The organism is Kocuria oxytropis (genome assembly GCF_040981195.1).
GTDB classification, from domain to species: Bacteria; Actinomycetota; Actinomycetes; order Actinomycetales; family Micrococcaceae; genus Kocuria; species Kocuria oxytropis.
The window spans coordinates 24,558-40,569 of the sequence record NZ_JAVFXA010000010.1; the positions used below are offsets into that span (position 1 = coordinate 24,558).

Consider the following 16,012-nt stretch of genomic DNA (forward strand, 5'->3'; position numbering starts at 1 on the left):
CTCTCCTCCACCCCTGACTTTCTCCATCCCTGACCACCGAGAAAGAGTTGACGTGACCCCTGAGCACATGGTTGAACACCGCAGCCGGCCGGCCCCCGACGTCCCGGACAGCACATCGGCCGCAGCCGCGCAGTGGCCGGGTTCCTTCGAGGACCTCATCGAGAAGCAGGTGCGGGAGCGCACGCAGTACCTCCTGCAGTCGTCGGCACCACGACCCGGGTCCGCGGGCTCGGCCGCGCCGACGGTCACCACGGACTACGTGAACACGATCCCCGTGGACCAGGAGCCGGAGTTCCCCGGCGACGAGGAGATCGAGCGCACCTACCGCCGCTGGCTGCGCTGGAACGCCGCCGTGATGGTGCACCGGGCCCAGCGCCCGGAGATCGGCGTGGGCGGGCACATCTCCACCTACGCGGGCGCGGCCACCCTCTACGAGGTCGGCTTCAACCACTTCTTCCGCGGCCCGGACCATCCCGGCGGCGGGGACCAGGTCTTCTTCCAGGGCCACGCCTCCCCGGGCATGTACGCCCGGGCGTTCCTGGAGGGACGGCTCACCGAGGAGCAGCTGGACGGGTTCCGGCAGGAGAAGTCCAAGGGCAGCAACGGCATCCCGTCCTACCCGCACCCGCGCTCGATGCCGGACTTCTGGCAGTTCCCCACCGTGTCCATGGGCATCGGCCCGATGAACGCGATCCACCAGGCGCAGTTCAACCGCTATCTGCACCACCGCGGGATCAAGGACACCTCTGACCAGCAGGTCTGGGCGTTCCTGGGCGACGGCGAGATGGACGAGCCCGAGTCGCGCGGGCTGCTCCAGCTGGCCGCCAACGAGAAGCTGGACAACCTCAACTTCGTGATCAACTGCAACCTGCAGCGCCTGGACGGACCGGTGCGCGGCAACGGCAAGATCGTCCAGGAGCTGGAGGCCTTCTTCCGCGGCGCCGGCTGGAACGTGGTCAAGGTGCTGTGGGGACGGGAGTGGGACCCGCTGCTGGCGGCCGACACGAACGGCGAGCTCGTGCGGATCATGAACGAGACCCTCGACGGCGACTACCAGACCTTCAAGGCGGAGTCCGGCGGGTTCGTCCGCGACCACTTCTTCGGCCGGTCCACCACGACCAAGGAGCTCGTCGCGGACATGTCCGACGACGAGATCTGGGCCCTCAAGCGCGGGGGCCACGACTACCGGAAGGTCTACGCCGCCTACCGGGCCGCCACCGAGTTCCGCGGCAAGCCGACGGTGGTGCTCGCGATGACGGTGAAGGGCTACGGCCTGGGCGCCTCCTTCGAGGCGCGCAACGCGACCCACCAGATGAAGAAGCTGACCCTGGAGGATCTCAAGGCCTTCCGGGACCACCTGCGCATCCCGGTCACCGACGAGCAGATCGACGACGACCTCTACGGCGCCCCGTACTACCACCCGGGCCCCGACGCCCCGGAGATCCGGTACCTGCTGGCCCGGCGCCGGGAGCTGGGCGGTGGCCTGCCCTCGCGCCGGGACCGGCACGCCCCCGTGGCGCTGCCCGGGGCCGACGCCTACCGGTCCGGCAAGAAGGGCTCCGGCAAGCAGATGGCCGCCACCACCATGGCCTTCGTCCGCGTGCTGCGGGACCTCATGCGGAGCAAGGACTTCGGCCACCGGATCGTGCCCATCGTCCCCGACGAGGCCCGCACCTTCGGCATGGACTCGTTCTTCCCCACGGCGAAGATCTACAACCCGAACGGGCAGAACTACCTCTCCGTGGACCGTGAGCTCATGCTCGCCTACAAGGAGTCCCCGCAGGGCGTCCTGCTCCACCCCGGGATCAACGAGGCCGGCGCCGTGGCGGCCTTCACCGCCGCGGGCACCTCCTACGCCACCCACGGCGAGCCCATGGTGCCGGTCTACATCTTCTACTCGATGTTCGGCTTCCAGCGCACCGGCGACTCCTTCTGGGCCGCCGCCGACCAGATGACCCGCGGGTTCATCATCGGGGCCACCGCCGGGCGCACTACGCTCACCGGCGAGGGCCTCCAGCACGCCGACGGCCACTCCCCCGTGCTCGCCGGCACGAACCCGGCCGTGCGCAGCTACGACCCCGCCTACGGCTACGAGATCGCCCACATCGTCCGGCACGGCCTCGAGCAGATGTACGGCCCGGACTCGGCGGACCCGAACGTCATGTACTACCTGACGGTCTACAACGAGCCGTACCAGCAGCCGGCCGAGCCGGAGGACGTCGACGTCGAGGGCATCGTGCGCGGCATCCACCGGATCGCCCGCTCCGAGCACCCCGGACCGAAGGTCCAGCTGCTCGGCTCGGGCGTGTCCGTGCCGTGGGCCCTGCAGGCCCAGCAGCTGCTGGCCCAGGAGTGGGGGGTCTCCGCGGACGTGTGGTCGGCGACGTCCTGGAACGAGCTGCGCCGCGACGGCCTGGCCGCCGAGCGCGAGGCGTTCCGCCGTCCGGGGGCGCCGCGCCGGGTGCCCTTCGTGACCCAGCAGCTCGCCGGGGCGGAAGGGCCCGTCATCGCCTCCACGGACTTCGTCTCGGAGCTGCCGGACCGCATCCGGCAGTACCTGCCGAACGACTTCGCGACCCTGGGCGCCGACGACTTCGGCTTCTCCGACACCCGTGCCGCTGCCCGGCGCTGGTTCCGGACGGACGTCCACTCCATCGTGGTGCGGGCGCTGCAGATGCTCGCCGACCGCGGGGAGGTCGACGCCGGGGCCCCGGCCCGGGCGTTCGCCCGCTACCGCCTGGACGAGGTCAGCGCCGGCACCACCGGCAACGCGGGCGGCGACGCCTGATCCCGCACCCGCCTCCGACGGCGACACCCGCCGGCCCCTCGGGGGTCGGCGGGCGTCGCGGTCGCGCCCGGTCGTCAGGCCGTGCCGGGCATCAGCTCGGCGGCGATCGCCTCGGCCGCCCGCCGCAGCACGGGCACGGCCCGGCGGCCGAACTCCTCGTCCACCCGGGACACCGGTCCGGAGACGGAGATCGCCGTGGGGGTCGGCGCCCCGGGCACCGCCATCGCGTAGCAGCGCACGCCGAGCTCGGTCTCCTCGTCGTCGATCGCGTAGCCGCGCTCCCGGATCCGGTCGAGGTCCGCGAAGAGCTCCTCGAGGGTCCCGATGCTCTTGGGCGTGGGCGTGGCCATGCCCGCCGCGCCCACGATGGCGCGGACCCGTTCGTCCGGCAGGGTGGCGAGCATGGCCTTGCCCACACCGGTGTCGTGGGTGTCGGCCCGGCGCCCCACCTCCGTGAACATGCGCATGGACCGGTTGGACTGGGCTTGGGCGATGTAGACGACCTCCTGACCGTCGAGCACGGCCATGTTCGCCGACTCGCCGAGCTCGGCCACCAGCTCGTCCAGACGCGAACGGGCCGCCGAACCGAACTGCCGCCCGGCGGCCTCCCCCAGCAGGATCAGCCGCGGCCCCAGCGCGTAGTTGCGGTTGGGGAGCTGACGGACGTAGCCGGAGGGCACCAGCGTGCGCAGCAGCCGGTGGATGGTGGGCAGCGGAAGCTTCACCGCGGCGGAGAGCTCGCTGAGCGACATCTCCCCACCGGCCGCGGTGATCACCTCGAGGAGCTCGAAGACGCGCTCCACCGATTGCACACCGCCCGAACCGGCTCGTGTGGTCGTCGTGGTCATGGCCCTCTCCCGTCGGTACGGCCCGGCCGCCTCGTGCGGCGGGCGAGAACTCGGCGGCCGGCCCCGTGACAGGTGTCACGGATGTTCCTTGCCAACCTCGGCCGACTCCCATAATATCCATAATACGAAAGTTTCATTCCACAATGCGACTGAAATGGTCGCACCACCGCTCTCGGAGGAACCATGGCCACGCCCAGTCCCGGCTACTCGATGATCCTGCGCGTGGAGGCCCCTGCCGGTCTCACCGTCACCAGCGAGCTCGCCACCGCCGCCGCCCGGGCCGGCGCGGCCGTGACCGCCCTCGACATCGTGGAGTCCCACGCGGCCCACGTCGTCGTCGACGTCAGCTGCAACGTCTCCGACGCATCCCACCGCGACGAGGTGCGCGACTCGCTCGAGGCGCTCGACGGGGTCCAGGTGCGCAAGATCAGCGACCGCACGTTCCTGATCCACCTCGGCGGCAAGATCGAGGTCACCCCCCGCGTCTCGCTGCGCAACCGTGACGACCTCTCCCGCGCCTACACCCCCGGCGTGGCCCGGGTGTGCATGGCCATCCACGACAACCCCGAGGACGCCCGCCGGCTGACGATCAAGCGCAACACGGTGGCCGTGGTCACCGACGGCACCGCGGTGCTCGGCCTGGGCGACATCGGCCCCGCCGCCGCCCTGCCGGTCATGGAGGGCAAGGCCGCCCTGTTCAAGGCGTTCGCCGGCGTGGACGCCTGGCCGGTCTGCCTCGATACGACGGACACCGACGAGATCGTGCGCATCGTCAAGGCCATGGCCCCCGTCTACGGGGGGATCAACCTGGAGGACATCGCGGCGCCGCGCTGCTTCGAGATCGAGGCCCGGCTCCGCGAGGAGCTCGACATCCCGGTCTTCCACGACGACCAGCACGGCACCGCGATCGTGGCCCTGGCCGCGCTGTTCAACGCCCTGCGCGTGGTGGACAAGCAGATCGGCGACATCAAGGTCGTGGTCTCCGGGGTGGGCGCCGCAGGGCACGCCATCATCCAGCTGCTCAAGGCCCAGGGGGTGCAGGACATCATCGCCTGCTCCCGCAAGGGCGCCATCCACCGCGGGGAGAGCTACGACGATGCGCACCGGCAGTGGATCGCCGAGAACACCAACGGGACCGGGTTCTCCGGCTCGCTCAAGGAGGCCGTGGTGGGCAGCGACGTCTTCATCGGCGTCTCCGCCCCCGACCTGCTCGACGGGGCCGACGTGGCAGCCATGAACGAGCGCGCGATCGTCTTCGCCATGGCCAACCCCGACCCCGAGATCGATCCGGGCGTCGCCGCGGAGCACGCCGCGGTGGTCGCGACCGGCCGCTCGGACTTCCCGAACCAGATCAACAACGTCCTGGCCTTCCCGGGCCTGTTCCGGGGTCTGCTCGACGCCGGGGCGTCCGACATCACCACCGACATGCTGGTCGCGGCCGCGCAGGCCATCGCGGACTGCGTGGCCGAGGACGAGCTCAACGCGAGCTACATCGTCCCCAGCGTCTTCGACCAGCACGTGGCACCGGCCGTGGCCGAGGCAGTGCAGCAGGCGGCCCAGCAGGACACCCGTCAGCTCGCGCCGGCGGCCGCCCGCTAGCAGCGCGGCACCGCGTCCGCACCACCGGGCGTCGCCGCCCCGCACCACGGGCCGCGACGCCCACCGAACCCAGCACCGAACGGAGACCACCATGGCCATCGAGTTCACCACCCCAGCCGGCCTGGACCGCGCGAGCGAGATCCTCACCGCCGAGGCCCTCTCCTTCGTGGAGGCCCTGCACCACCACTTCGCCGACCGCCGCGCCGAGCTGCTGGGCGCCCGGGAGCAGAACCGCCGCCGGGCCGCCGAGACCGGCACCCTGGACTTCCTCCCGGAGACCCGGGAGATCCGCGAGGGGGACTGGACGGTCGCCCCGGCGCCGCCGGCCCTGCAGGACCGCCGGGTCGAGATGACCGGGCCCGCCTCGCCGGCCAAGATGGCGATCAACGCGCTGAACTCCGGGGCCAAGGTCTGGCTCGCCGACCTGGAGGACGCCTCGAGCCCCACCTGGCACAACCAGGTGGACGGCGTCCTCAACCTGCGCGACGCCGCCCGGGGCACCCTGAGCTACACGTCCCCGGAGGGCAAGCAGTACGCGCTGCGCCAGGACGCCCCGCTCGCTGTGGTCGTCACCCGGCCCCGCGGCTGGCACCTGCCCGAGCACAACGTCACCGTGGACGGTCAGCCGGCCTCCGGCGCGCTCGTGGACTTCGGCCTGCACTTCTTCCACACCGCGAAGCTCCTGCTGGCCAACGGGCACGGACCGTACTACTACCTGCCGAAGCTGGAGTCCCACCTCGAGGCCCGGCTGTGGAACGACGTGTTCAGCTTCGCCGAGGAGCACCTGGGCATCGAGCACGGCACCGTCCGGGCGACCGTGCTCATCGAGACGATCCCCGCGGCGTTCCAGATGGACGAGATCCTCTGGGAGCTGCGCGAGCACGCCTCGGGGCTCAACGCGGGACGCTGGGACTACCTGTTCAGCATCATCAAGTACTTCCGGGACGCCGGCGAGAAGTTCGTCCTGGCGGACCGCTCCACCATCACCATGACGGCCCCGCTGATGCGCGCCTACACCGAGCTGCTCGTGCGGACCTGTCACCGCCGCGGGGCCTTCGCGATGGGCGGCATGGCCGCGGTCATCCCGAACCGGCGGGACCAGGAGGCCACCGAGGCCGCGTTCGCCAAGGTGCGCGCGGACAAGACCCGGGAGGCCGACGACGGCTTCGACGGCTCCTGGGTGGCCCACCCCGACCTGGTGCCCACTTGCCGCGAGGTCTTCGACGGAGTCCTCGGCGAGCGCCCCAACCAGGTCGACCGGCTGCGGGAGGACGTGCGGGTGAGCGCCGAGCAGCTGCTCGACGTCGCCAGCGCCGGGCGGGTGAGCACCCAGAAGGAGCTCGCGGCCAACCTCTACGTGGCGATCCGCTACACCGCGGTGTGGCTCTCCGGCAACGGGGCCGTGGCCATCCACAACCTCATGGAGGACGCCGCCACCGCCGAGATCTCGCGCTCGCAGATCTGGCAGCAGATCCGCAACGGCGTGGTCTACGAGGACACCGGCAACACCGCGACCCGCGAGCTCGTGGCCGAGGAGCTCGGGCGGCAGAAGGAGGTCCTGCGCGGAGAGGTCGATCCGCAGTCCTACGCGGCGCACTTCGAGCCCGCGGCCGCCCTGATCGCCGACCTGGTGCTGGACGAGGACTACGTCGACTTCCTCACCCTGCCCGCCTACGAGCTGCTCGAGCAGTCCGGCCGCGACCGGGTGACCACGAAGTGAGCGCCGGCGACCACGGCGCCGGGACGCTGGGCACGGCCTTCCGGCAGCGCGCCGCCGAGCGGCTGGCCGGAACCGACGCGCTGCTCCCGCGTTCCTACCCGGGGGACCCGGGTACGCGCCAGCCCGTGCACACCGTCTACCTCCCCGCCGACAGCTTCACCCCGGAGACCGCCCGGCAGTGGGGAGAGCGCGCCGCCCGGTCCGTGGCCGGGCTCGGGGCGGCCTCCCTCGCGGAGCAGGTGGCCCCCGAGGGTGCCGACCCCGGTCTGGTCGAGCGGGTGGCGCGCGCCGTCGAGGACAAGCTCGCCACCGAACCCATCGAGGACGTCCGCCTGGACTTCGAGGACGGTTTCGGCGACCGCGGTGACCCGGAGGAGGACGAGTGGGCCGTGCGCGCGGCACGCACCGTGGCCCTGGCCGTCCGGGAGGGCACCGCACCGCCGTACATCGGGATCCGCTTCAAGTGCTTCGAGGCCGCCACCCGGGACCGCGGCCTGCGCACGCTCGACCTGTTCCTCACCACCCTGGTGCGCGAGGGGGGGCTGCGGGAGGCCGGGCACAGCGAGGACGGCCTCCCCCGAGGCCTCGTCCTCACCCTGCCCAAGGTGAGCACCACGGAGCAGGTCGACGTCATGGTCGAGGCCTGCGAACAGCTCGAGGCGGGCCTCGGACTGCCGGCCGGGCGGTTGCGGTTCGAGGTGCAGATGGAGACGGCCCCGATGATCCTGGGACCGGACGGCACCTGCCCCATCCCGGCGATGCTCCACCGGACGGACGGACGGGTCGAGGCCCTGCACTACGGGACCTACGACTACTCCGACTCCCTGCAGATCGCCGCCCACTACCAGTCCATGGAGCACCCGGCGGCCGACCACGCCAAGGCCGTCATGCAGGTCGCCGTGGCCGGCACCGGGGTGCGGCTCTCCGACGGCTCCACGAACATCCTGCCCACCGGGGACGAGCAGCAGAAGCTGGCCGCCTGGCGGCTGCACGCCCGCCTGGTGCGCCGCTCCCTGGAGCGGGGCTACTACCAGGGCTGGGACCTGCACGCGCACCAGCTGCCCACCCGCTACCTCGCCACGTACTTCTTCTACCGCGAGGGCTTCGCCGCGGCGGCGCTGCGGCTGAAGAACTACGTGCACGGCATCGAGTCGGAGATCATGGACGAGCCCGCCACGGCCCGCGCCCTGGCCCGCTTCGTCCACCGCGGCGTGCTGTGCGGAGCGATCTCCGGGGAGGAGCTCGAGGAGAGCGCCGGCATCGGCGAGCACGAGCTCTTCTCCCTGGCCCACCCCAAGGCCGCGGCACCGGCCGCATCGACCACCGGAGGCGACTTCTGATGACCGAGACCACCTACCACGCGCCGCACGGCGGCCACCCCGGCCAGACCCAGCTGCTCACGGACCGGGCGATGTTCACGGAGGCCTACGCGGTGATCCCGCGCGGGACCATGCGCGACATCGTCACGAGCCGGCTCCCGTTCTGGGAGGACACCCGGGTCTGGGTGCTCGCCCGGCCCCTGTCCGGCTTCGCGGAGACCTTCTCGCAGTACATCGTGGAGGTCGGCCCCGGCGGCGGCAGCGACCGGCCCGAGACGGAGTCCGGCGTGGAGGGCGTGCTCTTCCTCATGGAGGGGGCGCTCGTCCTGACCGTCGACGGGGAGGAGCACGAGCTCGTCCCCGGCGGCTACGCGTTCCTCCCGCCGGAGTGCGAGTGGACCGTGCGCAACCGCGGCGGCGAGCCCGCCCGCCTGCACTGGATCCGCAAGGCCTACGAGTACGTGCAGGGCATCGAGGTGCCGGAGCCGTTCGTCACCAACGAGCAGGAGGTCGAGCCGACGGCCATGCCGGGGACCGACGGCAAGTGGGCGACCACGCGCTTCGTCGACCCGGACGACGTCCGGTACGACATGCACGTGACGATCGTGACCTTCGAGCCGGGGGCGGTGATCCCCTTCGCGGAGACGCACGTCATGGAGCACGGGCTCTACGTCCTCGAGGGCAAGGCCGTCTACCGCCTCAACCAGGACTGGGTCGAGGTCGAGGCCGGCGACTTCATGTGGCTGCGCGCCTTCTGCCCCCAGGCCTGCTACGCGGGCGGCCCGGGCCGGTTCCGCTACCTGCTCTACAAGGACGTCAACCGGCAGATGAAGCTGCGCTGACCGGACGGCGATCCCGTCCCCACCGACCGGACCCCGTGCCGCCCTGCCACCGCGGCGGCACGGGGTCCTTCCATGCCATCGGACCACCCTCAGGACTTTCCACATCCTGAAATAATGATTCCAATAAGGGATTGACCTGCGTCACAGAGGACCGTACGCTGTTTCACAAAACAGAAGTTGACTTCCACATCCTGAAATATGTGGCGGTCCCGTCCGAACCAGGAGGATCCCGATGTCCTACACCGTGAACTGCTCCATCTTGCTCACCGACCTGCCCCTGCTCGAGCGCCCCGCGGCCGCCAGGACCGCCGGCTTCGACGCGGTCGAGTTCTGGTGGCCCTTCGCGGAGTCCGTGCCCGCGGACCGCGACGTCGACGCCTTCGTGGACGCGATCCGGGACGCGGGGGTGCAGCTGAGCGGGCTGAACTTCAACGCCGGCGACATGCCCGGCGGAGACCGGGGCCTCGTGTCCTGGAAGGGCCGCTGCGGGGAGTTCAGGGACAACATCGCCGTGGTCGCCGCCATCGGCGAGCGCACCGGCTGCAGGGCCTTCAACGCCCTCTACGGCAACCGCCGGCCCGAGCACACTCCGCAGGCCCAGGACGAGCTGGCCGTGCAGAACCTCGTGGCCGCCGCCGAGGGCGTGGCGCGCATCGGCGGGACCGTGCTGCTGGAGCCGGTCTCCGGCACCGAGGCCTATCCCCTGAAGACCGCCCAGGACGCCCTCGACGTCATCGCGAAGGTCCAGCAGGCCGGGGCGGAGAACATCAGGCTGCTCGCCGACTTCTACCACCTGTCGGTCAACGGTGACGACGTCGCCGCGGTCATCGAGAAGCACGCGGCTGACTTCGGCCACATCCAGATCGCCGACGCCCCCGGCCGCAACGAGCCCGGCACCGGCGAGCTCCCGCTCCAGCAGTGGATCGAGCGCAGCCGGGAGCTCGGCTACTCGGGCTACGTGGGCCTCGAGTACAAGGCGTCGCAGCAGGACGCCTTCGCCTGGACCTCGGCGTGGTCCGGCGCCCGCGCCGGCGCCTGATCCACCTCCTTCCGCACCTGCCACCACCGCCCGTCGCCCGCACCGCACGGGCCCCCACAGTGAGGAATTCCACCATGACCAACGTCACCGTCATCGGACTCGGCATCATGGGCCTGCCCATGGCCACGAACCTCGTCAAGGCCGGCTACGACGTCGTCGGCTTCAACCGCTCGCAGGACAAGATCGACCGGCTCGTCGAGGCCGGCGGCCAGGGCGCCTCCAGCGTGGCCGAGTCCGTCGCGAACGCCGACGTCGTGATCACGATGGTCCCGGACTCCCCGGACGTCGAGGGCGTCGTGACCGGTCCGGACGGCGTCTTCGCCCACGCCGCGCAGGGCACCGTCTGGATCGACGCGAGCTCCATCCGCCCGGACGTGGCCGCACGCCTGGCCCGGGAGGCCGTCGAGCACGGACTGCGCCCGCTGGACGCCCCGGTCTCCGGCGGGGAGCAGGGCGCCGTCGACGCCGTGCTCTCGATCATGGTCGGCGGCGAGGCCGCGGACTTCGAGGCCGCCCGCCCGGTGCTCGAGGCCGTCGGGAAGACGATCGTGCATGTGGGCCCCGCCGGCTCCGGGCAGACCGTCAAGGCGGCCAACCAGCTGATCGTGGCGGGCAACATCCAGCTCCTCGCGGAGGCCGTCGTCTTCCTCGAGGCCTACGGCGTGGACACGGACGCCGCCCTGAAGGTCCTCGGGGGCGGTCTGGCCGGTTCCAAGGTCCTGGACCAGAAGGGCCAGAAGATGCTGGACCGCGACTTCGACCCGGGCTTCCGGCTCCAGCTGCACCACAAGGACATGGGCATCGTGACCTCCGCCGCCCGGGAGGCCGGCGTGGCCGTGCCGCTCGGCGCGATCGTCGCCCAGCTCGTGGCCGCCACCGTCAACAAGGGCGACGGCGGACTCGACCACTCGGGTCTCTTCACGCTCGTCGAGGAGCTCTCCGGCCGCTCCGGCCGCTGACCCGCCCCACCCCACCGCTTCCCGACCCGGTCCCGGGTCCTGCTTCCAAGGAGTTCATCATGGCCAGAATGCGCACGGTCGACGCCGTCGTCGCCATCCTCGAGAAGGAGGGCGCCACCGAGGCCTTCGGCCTGCCCGGCGCCGCCATCAACCCGTTCTACTCGGCGATGCGCGCCCACGGCGGCATCCGGCACACCCTCGCCCGGCACGTCGAGGGCGCCTCGCACATGGCCGACGGCTACACCCGCGCCGCCCCCGGCAACATCGGGATCTGCGTGGGCACGTCCGGTCCCGCGGGCACCGACATGATCACCGGCCTCTACGCCGCGTGGGCGGACTCCGTCCCGATCCTGTGCATCACCGGCCAGGCCCCCGTGGCCAAGCTGCACAAGGAGGACTTCCAGGCCGTGGACATCTCCTCCATCGCGGCGCCGGTCACCAAGATGGCCATGACCGTGCTGGAGCCGGGGCAGGTGCCGGGGGCGTTCCAGAAGGCCTTCCACCTCATGCGCTCGGGCCGGCCCGGTCCGGTGCTGCTGGATCTCCCCCTGGACGTCCAGCTCGCCGAGATCGAGTTCGACATCGACGTCTACGAGCCCCTGGCCGTCCACCGCCCCGCCGCGACCCGCGCGCAGGCCGAGAAGGTCCTGGACATGCTCTCCTCCGCGCGGAGGCCGCTCATCGTGGCCGGCGGCGGCATCATCAACGCCGATGCCTCGGCGCAGCTGGTCGAGCTCGCCGAGCTGCTGGACCTGCCCGTGATCCCGACCCTCATGGGCTGGGGCGCCATCCCGGACGACCACCCGCTGATGGCCGGGATGGTGGGCCTGCAGACCTCCCACCGCTACGGCAACGCGACGTTCTTGGAGTCCGACTTCGTGCTCGGCATCGGCAACCGGTGGGCCAACCGGCACACCGGCGGCCTGGACGTCTACACCGCCGGCCGCAGGTTCGTGCACATTGACATCGAGCCCACCCAGATCGGGCGCGTCTTCTCCCCCGACCTCGGCATCGTCTCCGACGCCGGCGCGGCCCTGGAGATCCTGCTCGAGGTCGCCCGGGAGCGGAAGGAGCGGTTCTCCGTGCCGGACTGGTCCGCGTGGGTCAAGGACTGCGCCCGGCGCAAGGGCTCGATGCAGCGCAAGACGCACTTCACGCAGGTCCCGGTCAAGCCGCAGCGCGTCTACGAGGAGATGAACTCGGCCTTCGGCACGGACGTCACCTACGTCTCCACGATCGGGCTCTCCCAGATCGCGGGCGGTCAGTTTCTGCACGTGCACGGACCCCGCCAGTGGATCAACGCCGGCCAGGCCGGACCGCTGGGCTGGACCGGGCCGGCCGCCCTCGGCGTCGTCCGGGGCAAGCCCGACGCCACCGTCGTGGCCCTCTCCGGGGACTACGACTTCCAGTTCATGATCGAGGAGCTGGCGGTCGGGGCGCAGTTCAACCTGCCCTACATCCACGTGGTGGTGAACAACTCCTACCTGGGCCTGATCCGCCAGTCCCAGCGCGGGTTCGGGATGGAGCAGAACGTCTCGCTGGCCTTCGAGAACATCAACTCGCCCGAGACCCAGGGCTACGGGGTGGACCACCTCAAGGTCGTCGAGGGTCTCGGCTGCAAGGCCCTGCGCGTGACCGATCCGGAGAAGCTGCGCGAGGCCTTCGGCCAGGCCCACGCCCTCCTGGAGGAGCACCGGGTCCCCGTGGTGGTGGAGGTCATACTGGAGAAGGTCACCAACATCTCCATGGGGACCGAGATCGACAACGTGGTCGAGTTCGAGGAGCTCGCCGCCCGGGGCGCGGACGCCCCGACGGCGATCGCGCTGCTCGACTGACCCCGCCCCGCACAGAACAGGAGGAACGGCCGTGCGCATCGTCGTCGCCCCGGACAAGTTCAAGGGCTCGCTGGAAGCCACCGATGTGGTGGAGCACCTCGCGGCGGGCATCCGGTCCGTGGAGCCGACCGCCGCGGTCGTGGCCGTCCCGGTGGCCGACGGCGGCGAGGGCACGCTCGACGCCGCCGTCGGGGCCGGGTTCACCGCCTGCTCCACCACCGTGACCGGCCCCGTCGGGAACCTCGTCGAGGCAGCGTTCGCCCTGCTCGACCGGACCGCGGTGGTGGAGATGGCCCTGGCCTCGGGACTGGCCGCGCTCCCGGTGGACGAGGACGGCGCACCCGTGCTCGACGCCGGGGGCGCCACCAGCCGCGGCACCGGTGAGCTGATCCGCGCCGCCCTCGACGCCGGAGCCACCCGGATCGTCCTGGGGGTGGGCGGCAGCGCCTGCACCGACGGCGGCGCGGGGCTGCTCCAGGGCCTCGGCGCTCGCCTGCTGGACGACGAGGGCGCCGAGCTGGGCCGCGGAGGCGCCGAGCTCGCCCGGCTGGCCCGGGTGGACCTCACCGGGCTGGATCCCCGGGTGCGGGACGCACAGTTCGTCCTGGCCGCGGACGTGGACAACCCCCTCACGGGGGCCAACGGTGCGGCGGCCGTGTTCGGCCCGCAGAAGGGCGCCGATCCGGAGCTCGTCGCCTCCCTCGATGCCGCGCTGACGGTCTTCCGGGACCGGCTGGCGGAGGCCCTGGGCGCAGACGCCCGGACCGCGGCCGGCTCTGCCGGCGCCGGGGCCGCCGGCGGTGTGGGCTACGCGGCCCTCGCCGTGCTCGGGGCCCGGCGACGTCCGGGCATCGACGTGGTCCTGGAGTTCGTGGGTCTCGCCGAGCGGATGGCGGGCACCGATCTGGTCGTCACCGGGGAGGGCAGTCTCGACGAGCAGTCGCTCGGCGGGAAGACCCCCATGGGGGTCGCCGCCACGGCGCACGCCGCCGGCGTGCCAGTGGTCGCCGTGTGCGGCCGCACCACCCTGGACGAGGAGACCCTCCGGGCCGCGGGATTCGTGCGGACCTATCCCCTGGCCGAGCTCGAACCGGACCCACGGGTCAGCATGCGCGAGGCCGGCAGGCTGCTCGAGCAGGTGGGCGCCCGCCTCGCCCGCGATCTTCCCGGACTGCTCACCGGGACCTCACACCACTGACCGACCCGGCGCCCTGTGCGGACGCCGATGACGAGGAGGAGCTCCGCATGACGGAGAAGAAGACGCCGCAGCAGCCGGGCACCCCCGGCCGGGGCGGGAAGCAGACCGACGAGCAGGGGCACCGACCGGACCCGCGGCAACCGCCCACGGAGCGCGGCCACGGCGCGGACGGCACCGCTGACGCCACCGGGCGTGCGCGGCAGCTGAGCGAGGACCCCGCGGCGGTCGCCCGGGAGGACTCCGCCCGCGCGGCCACCAAGCCCGCCGCCGCCCGGAACGCCGACGAGGCCGAGCAGGCGCACCAGCTGGAGGTGAGCCACGACGTCAACGACCCCGAGCGCGTCCGCCGGCTGATCGCCGACTACCAGCGGGAGCACGGGATCCCCGCCGATGCCGCCGGTGCCCCCCGCCCGGACTCGGAGAGCGCCGGCGTGCACGGCCGCGAGTTCGACCTCGTGGTGCGCGGGCGGAACGTCTCCTGCGGCGACCACTTCGCTCCCCGCGAGGTCGGCGTGCGCAACGGCAGGATCGTGGCCATCGAGCCCCTCGGCGCCGGACTGGTGGGCCGCGAGGTCGTGGAGCTGGCCGAGGACGAGCACCTGCTGCCCGGCCTGGTGGACACCCACGTGCACATCAACGAGCCCGGCCGCACCGAGTGGGAGGGCTTCGCCTCCGCGACGCGCGCGGCCGCCGCCGGCGGCGTGACCACGGTCCTGGACATGCCGCTCAATTCGATCCCCGCCACGGTCAACGTGCCGGCCCTCGAGTACAAGCGCCTCTTCGCCCGGGACAACGTCTTCGTGGACGTCGGCTTCTGGGGCGGGGCGATCCCCGGCAACAAGCCCCACCTGCGCGAGCTGCACGACGACGGCGTCTTCGGCTTCAAGTGCTTCCTGCTGCACTCCGGCGTGGACGAGTTCCCGCACCTCGAGGCCGACGAGATGGAGGAGGACCTCGCCGAGATCAAGACCTTCGACTCGCTGATGATCGTGCACGCCGAGGACTCCCGCGCCATCGACCGCGCCCCGCACCCGGAGGGGGACGTCTACGAGAACTTCCTGAAGTCCCGCCCGCGCGGGGCGGAGAACCTGGCGATCGCCGAGGTCATCGAGCGCACCCGCTGGACCGGCGCCCGCTCCCACATCCTGCACCTGTCCTCCTCGGACGCCCTGCCCATGCTCGCGACCGCCAAGCGGGACGGCCTGGACATCACGGTCGAGACCTGCCCGCACTACCTCACCCTGCTCGCCGAGGAGGTGCCCAACGGGGCCACCGCCTTCAAGTGCTGCCCGCCCGTGCGGGAGGTCGGCAACCGCGAGCTGCTGTGGCAGGGCCTGATCGACGGGACGATCGACTTCGTCGTCTCCGACCACTCCCCCTCGACCCTGGACCTGAAGGACCTGGACAACGGGGACTTCGGCGTGGCCTGGGGCGGGGTGTCCTCCCTCCAGCTCGGGCTCTCCCTGATCTGGACCGAGGCCCGCCGCCGGGGCGTCGGACTGGAGCGCGTGGTGGAGTGGATGTCCACGAAGCCCGCCCAGCGGGCCGGCCTGCGCACCAAGGGCAAGGTCTCCCTCGGCTACGACGCCGACCTGGTGGTCTTCGCGCCCGACGACGCGTTCGTCGTGGACGCCGGGAGGCTGCACCACAAGAACCCCATCACTCCGTACCAGGGCAAGGTGCTGTCCGGAAAGGTGCGCAGGACCTATCTGCGCGGCACCGCCGTGGACCTCGAGACACCCCGGGGGCGGCTCCTGCGCCGCGGGGAGAGCTGAGGCGCAGGGCCGGCCCGTGCCGGCACGACGCCGACGACGGACCTCCGACCTCTTGCGGGCCCGTGACGGCGTGGTTATGGTGTGATTCAG

At 71.8% G+C, this 16,012-nt stretch carries 11 protein-coding genes; 10 read left to right on the top strand and 1 reads right to left on the bottom strand.

Annotated elements, in window-relative coordinates:
* The first annotated feature begins 67 nt into the window (after nt 1–67).
* Nucleotides 68–2,788, top strand: coding sequence for a pyruvate dehydrogenase (acetyl-transferring), homodimeric type (gene aceE / locus QYM41_RS11400; RefSeq protein ID WP_368799995.1), 2,721 nt, complete (start codon nt 68–70; stop codon nt 2,786–2,788).
* 74 nt (nt 2,789–2,862) lie between these two features.
* On the opposite strand, the gene QYM41_RS11405 is transcribed toward aceE, so the two are convergent.
* Complete coding sequence (locus QYM41_RS11405; RefSeq protein ID WP_368799855.1) at nt 2,863–3,636, bottom strand: IclR family transcriptional regulator; 774 nt, start codon at nt 3,634–3,636, stop codon at nt 2,863–2,865.
* 183 nt (nt 3,637–3,819) lie between these two features.
* On the opposite strand from QYM41_RS11405, the gene QYM41_RS11410 reads away from it, so the two are divergent.
* The 9 genes from QYM41_RS11410 (at nt 3,820) to allB (ending at nt 15,922) form a co-directional block, all read left to right on the top strand.
* Entirely contained in the window at nt 3,820–5,235 is a 1,416-nt protein-coding gene (locus tag QYM41_RS11410) for an NAD-dependent malic enzyme (protein ID WP_368799856.1), read from the top strand.
* Between the two features lie 91 nt (nt 5,236–5,326).
* Nucleotides 5,327–6,955: a malate synthase A gene (gene aceB / locus QYM41_RS11415; RefSeq protein ID WP_368799857.1), complete on the top strand. Its 1,629-nt coding sequence runs from the start codon at nt 5,327–5,329 to the stop codon at nt 6,953–6,955.
* Nucleotides 6,952–8,295 (top strand): DUF6986 family protein, encoded by a 1,344-nt coding sequence (locus QYM41_RS11420; RefSeq protein ID WP_438612592.1) that lies wholly within the window; start codon nt 6,952–6,954, stop codon nt 8,293–8,295. The genes aceB and QYM41_RS11420 overlap by 4 nt, the downstream gene beginning before the upstream one ends.
* On the top strand, nt 8,295–9,116 hold the full coding sequence (locus QYM41_RS11425) for a bifunctional allantoicase/(S)-ureidoglycine aminohydrolase (RefSeq protein WP_368799858.1): 822 nt from the start codon (nt 8,295–8,297) through the stop codon (nt 9,114–9,116). Before QYM41_RS11420 ends, QYM41_RS11425 begins: the two co-directional genes overlap by 1 nt.
* 232 nt (nt 9,117–9,348) lie before the next feature.
* A complete protein-coding gene (locus QYM41_RS11430; RefSeq protein WP_368799859.1) occupies nt 9,349–10,155 on the top strand; it encodes a hydroxypyruvate isomerase family protein in 807 nt (268 codons plus the stop codon).
* 74 nt (nt 10,156–10,229) lie between these two features.
* Entirely contained in the window at nt 10,230–11,114 is an 885-nt protein-coding gene (locus tag QYM41_RS11435) for a 2-hydroxy-3-oxopropionate reductase (protein ID WP_368799860.1), read from the top strand.
* Nucleotides 11,115–11,173: 59 nt separating this feature from the next.
* Complete coding sequence (gcl, locus tag QYM41_RS11440; protein WP_368799861.1) at nt 11,174–12,949, top strand: glyoxylate carboligase; 1,776 nt, start codon at nt 11,174–11,176, stop codon at nt 12,947–12,949.
* Nucleotides 12,950–12,980: 31 nt separating this feature from the next.
* A complete protein-coding gene (locus QYM41_RS11445; RefSeq protein WP_368799862.1) occupies nt 12,981–14,147 on the top strand; it encodes a glycerate kinase in 1,167 nt (388 codons plus the stop codon).
* A 431-nt stretch (nt 14,148–14,578) separates the two neighbouring features.
* Entirely contained in the window at nt 14,579–15,922 is a 1,344-nt protein-coding gene (gene allB / locus QYM41_RS11450) for an allantoinase AllB (protein ID WP_368799997.1), read from the top strand.
* The last annotated feature ends 90 nt before the right edge of the window (nt 15,923–16,012 follow it).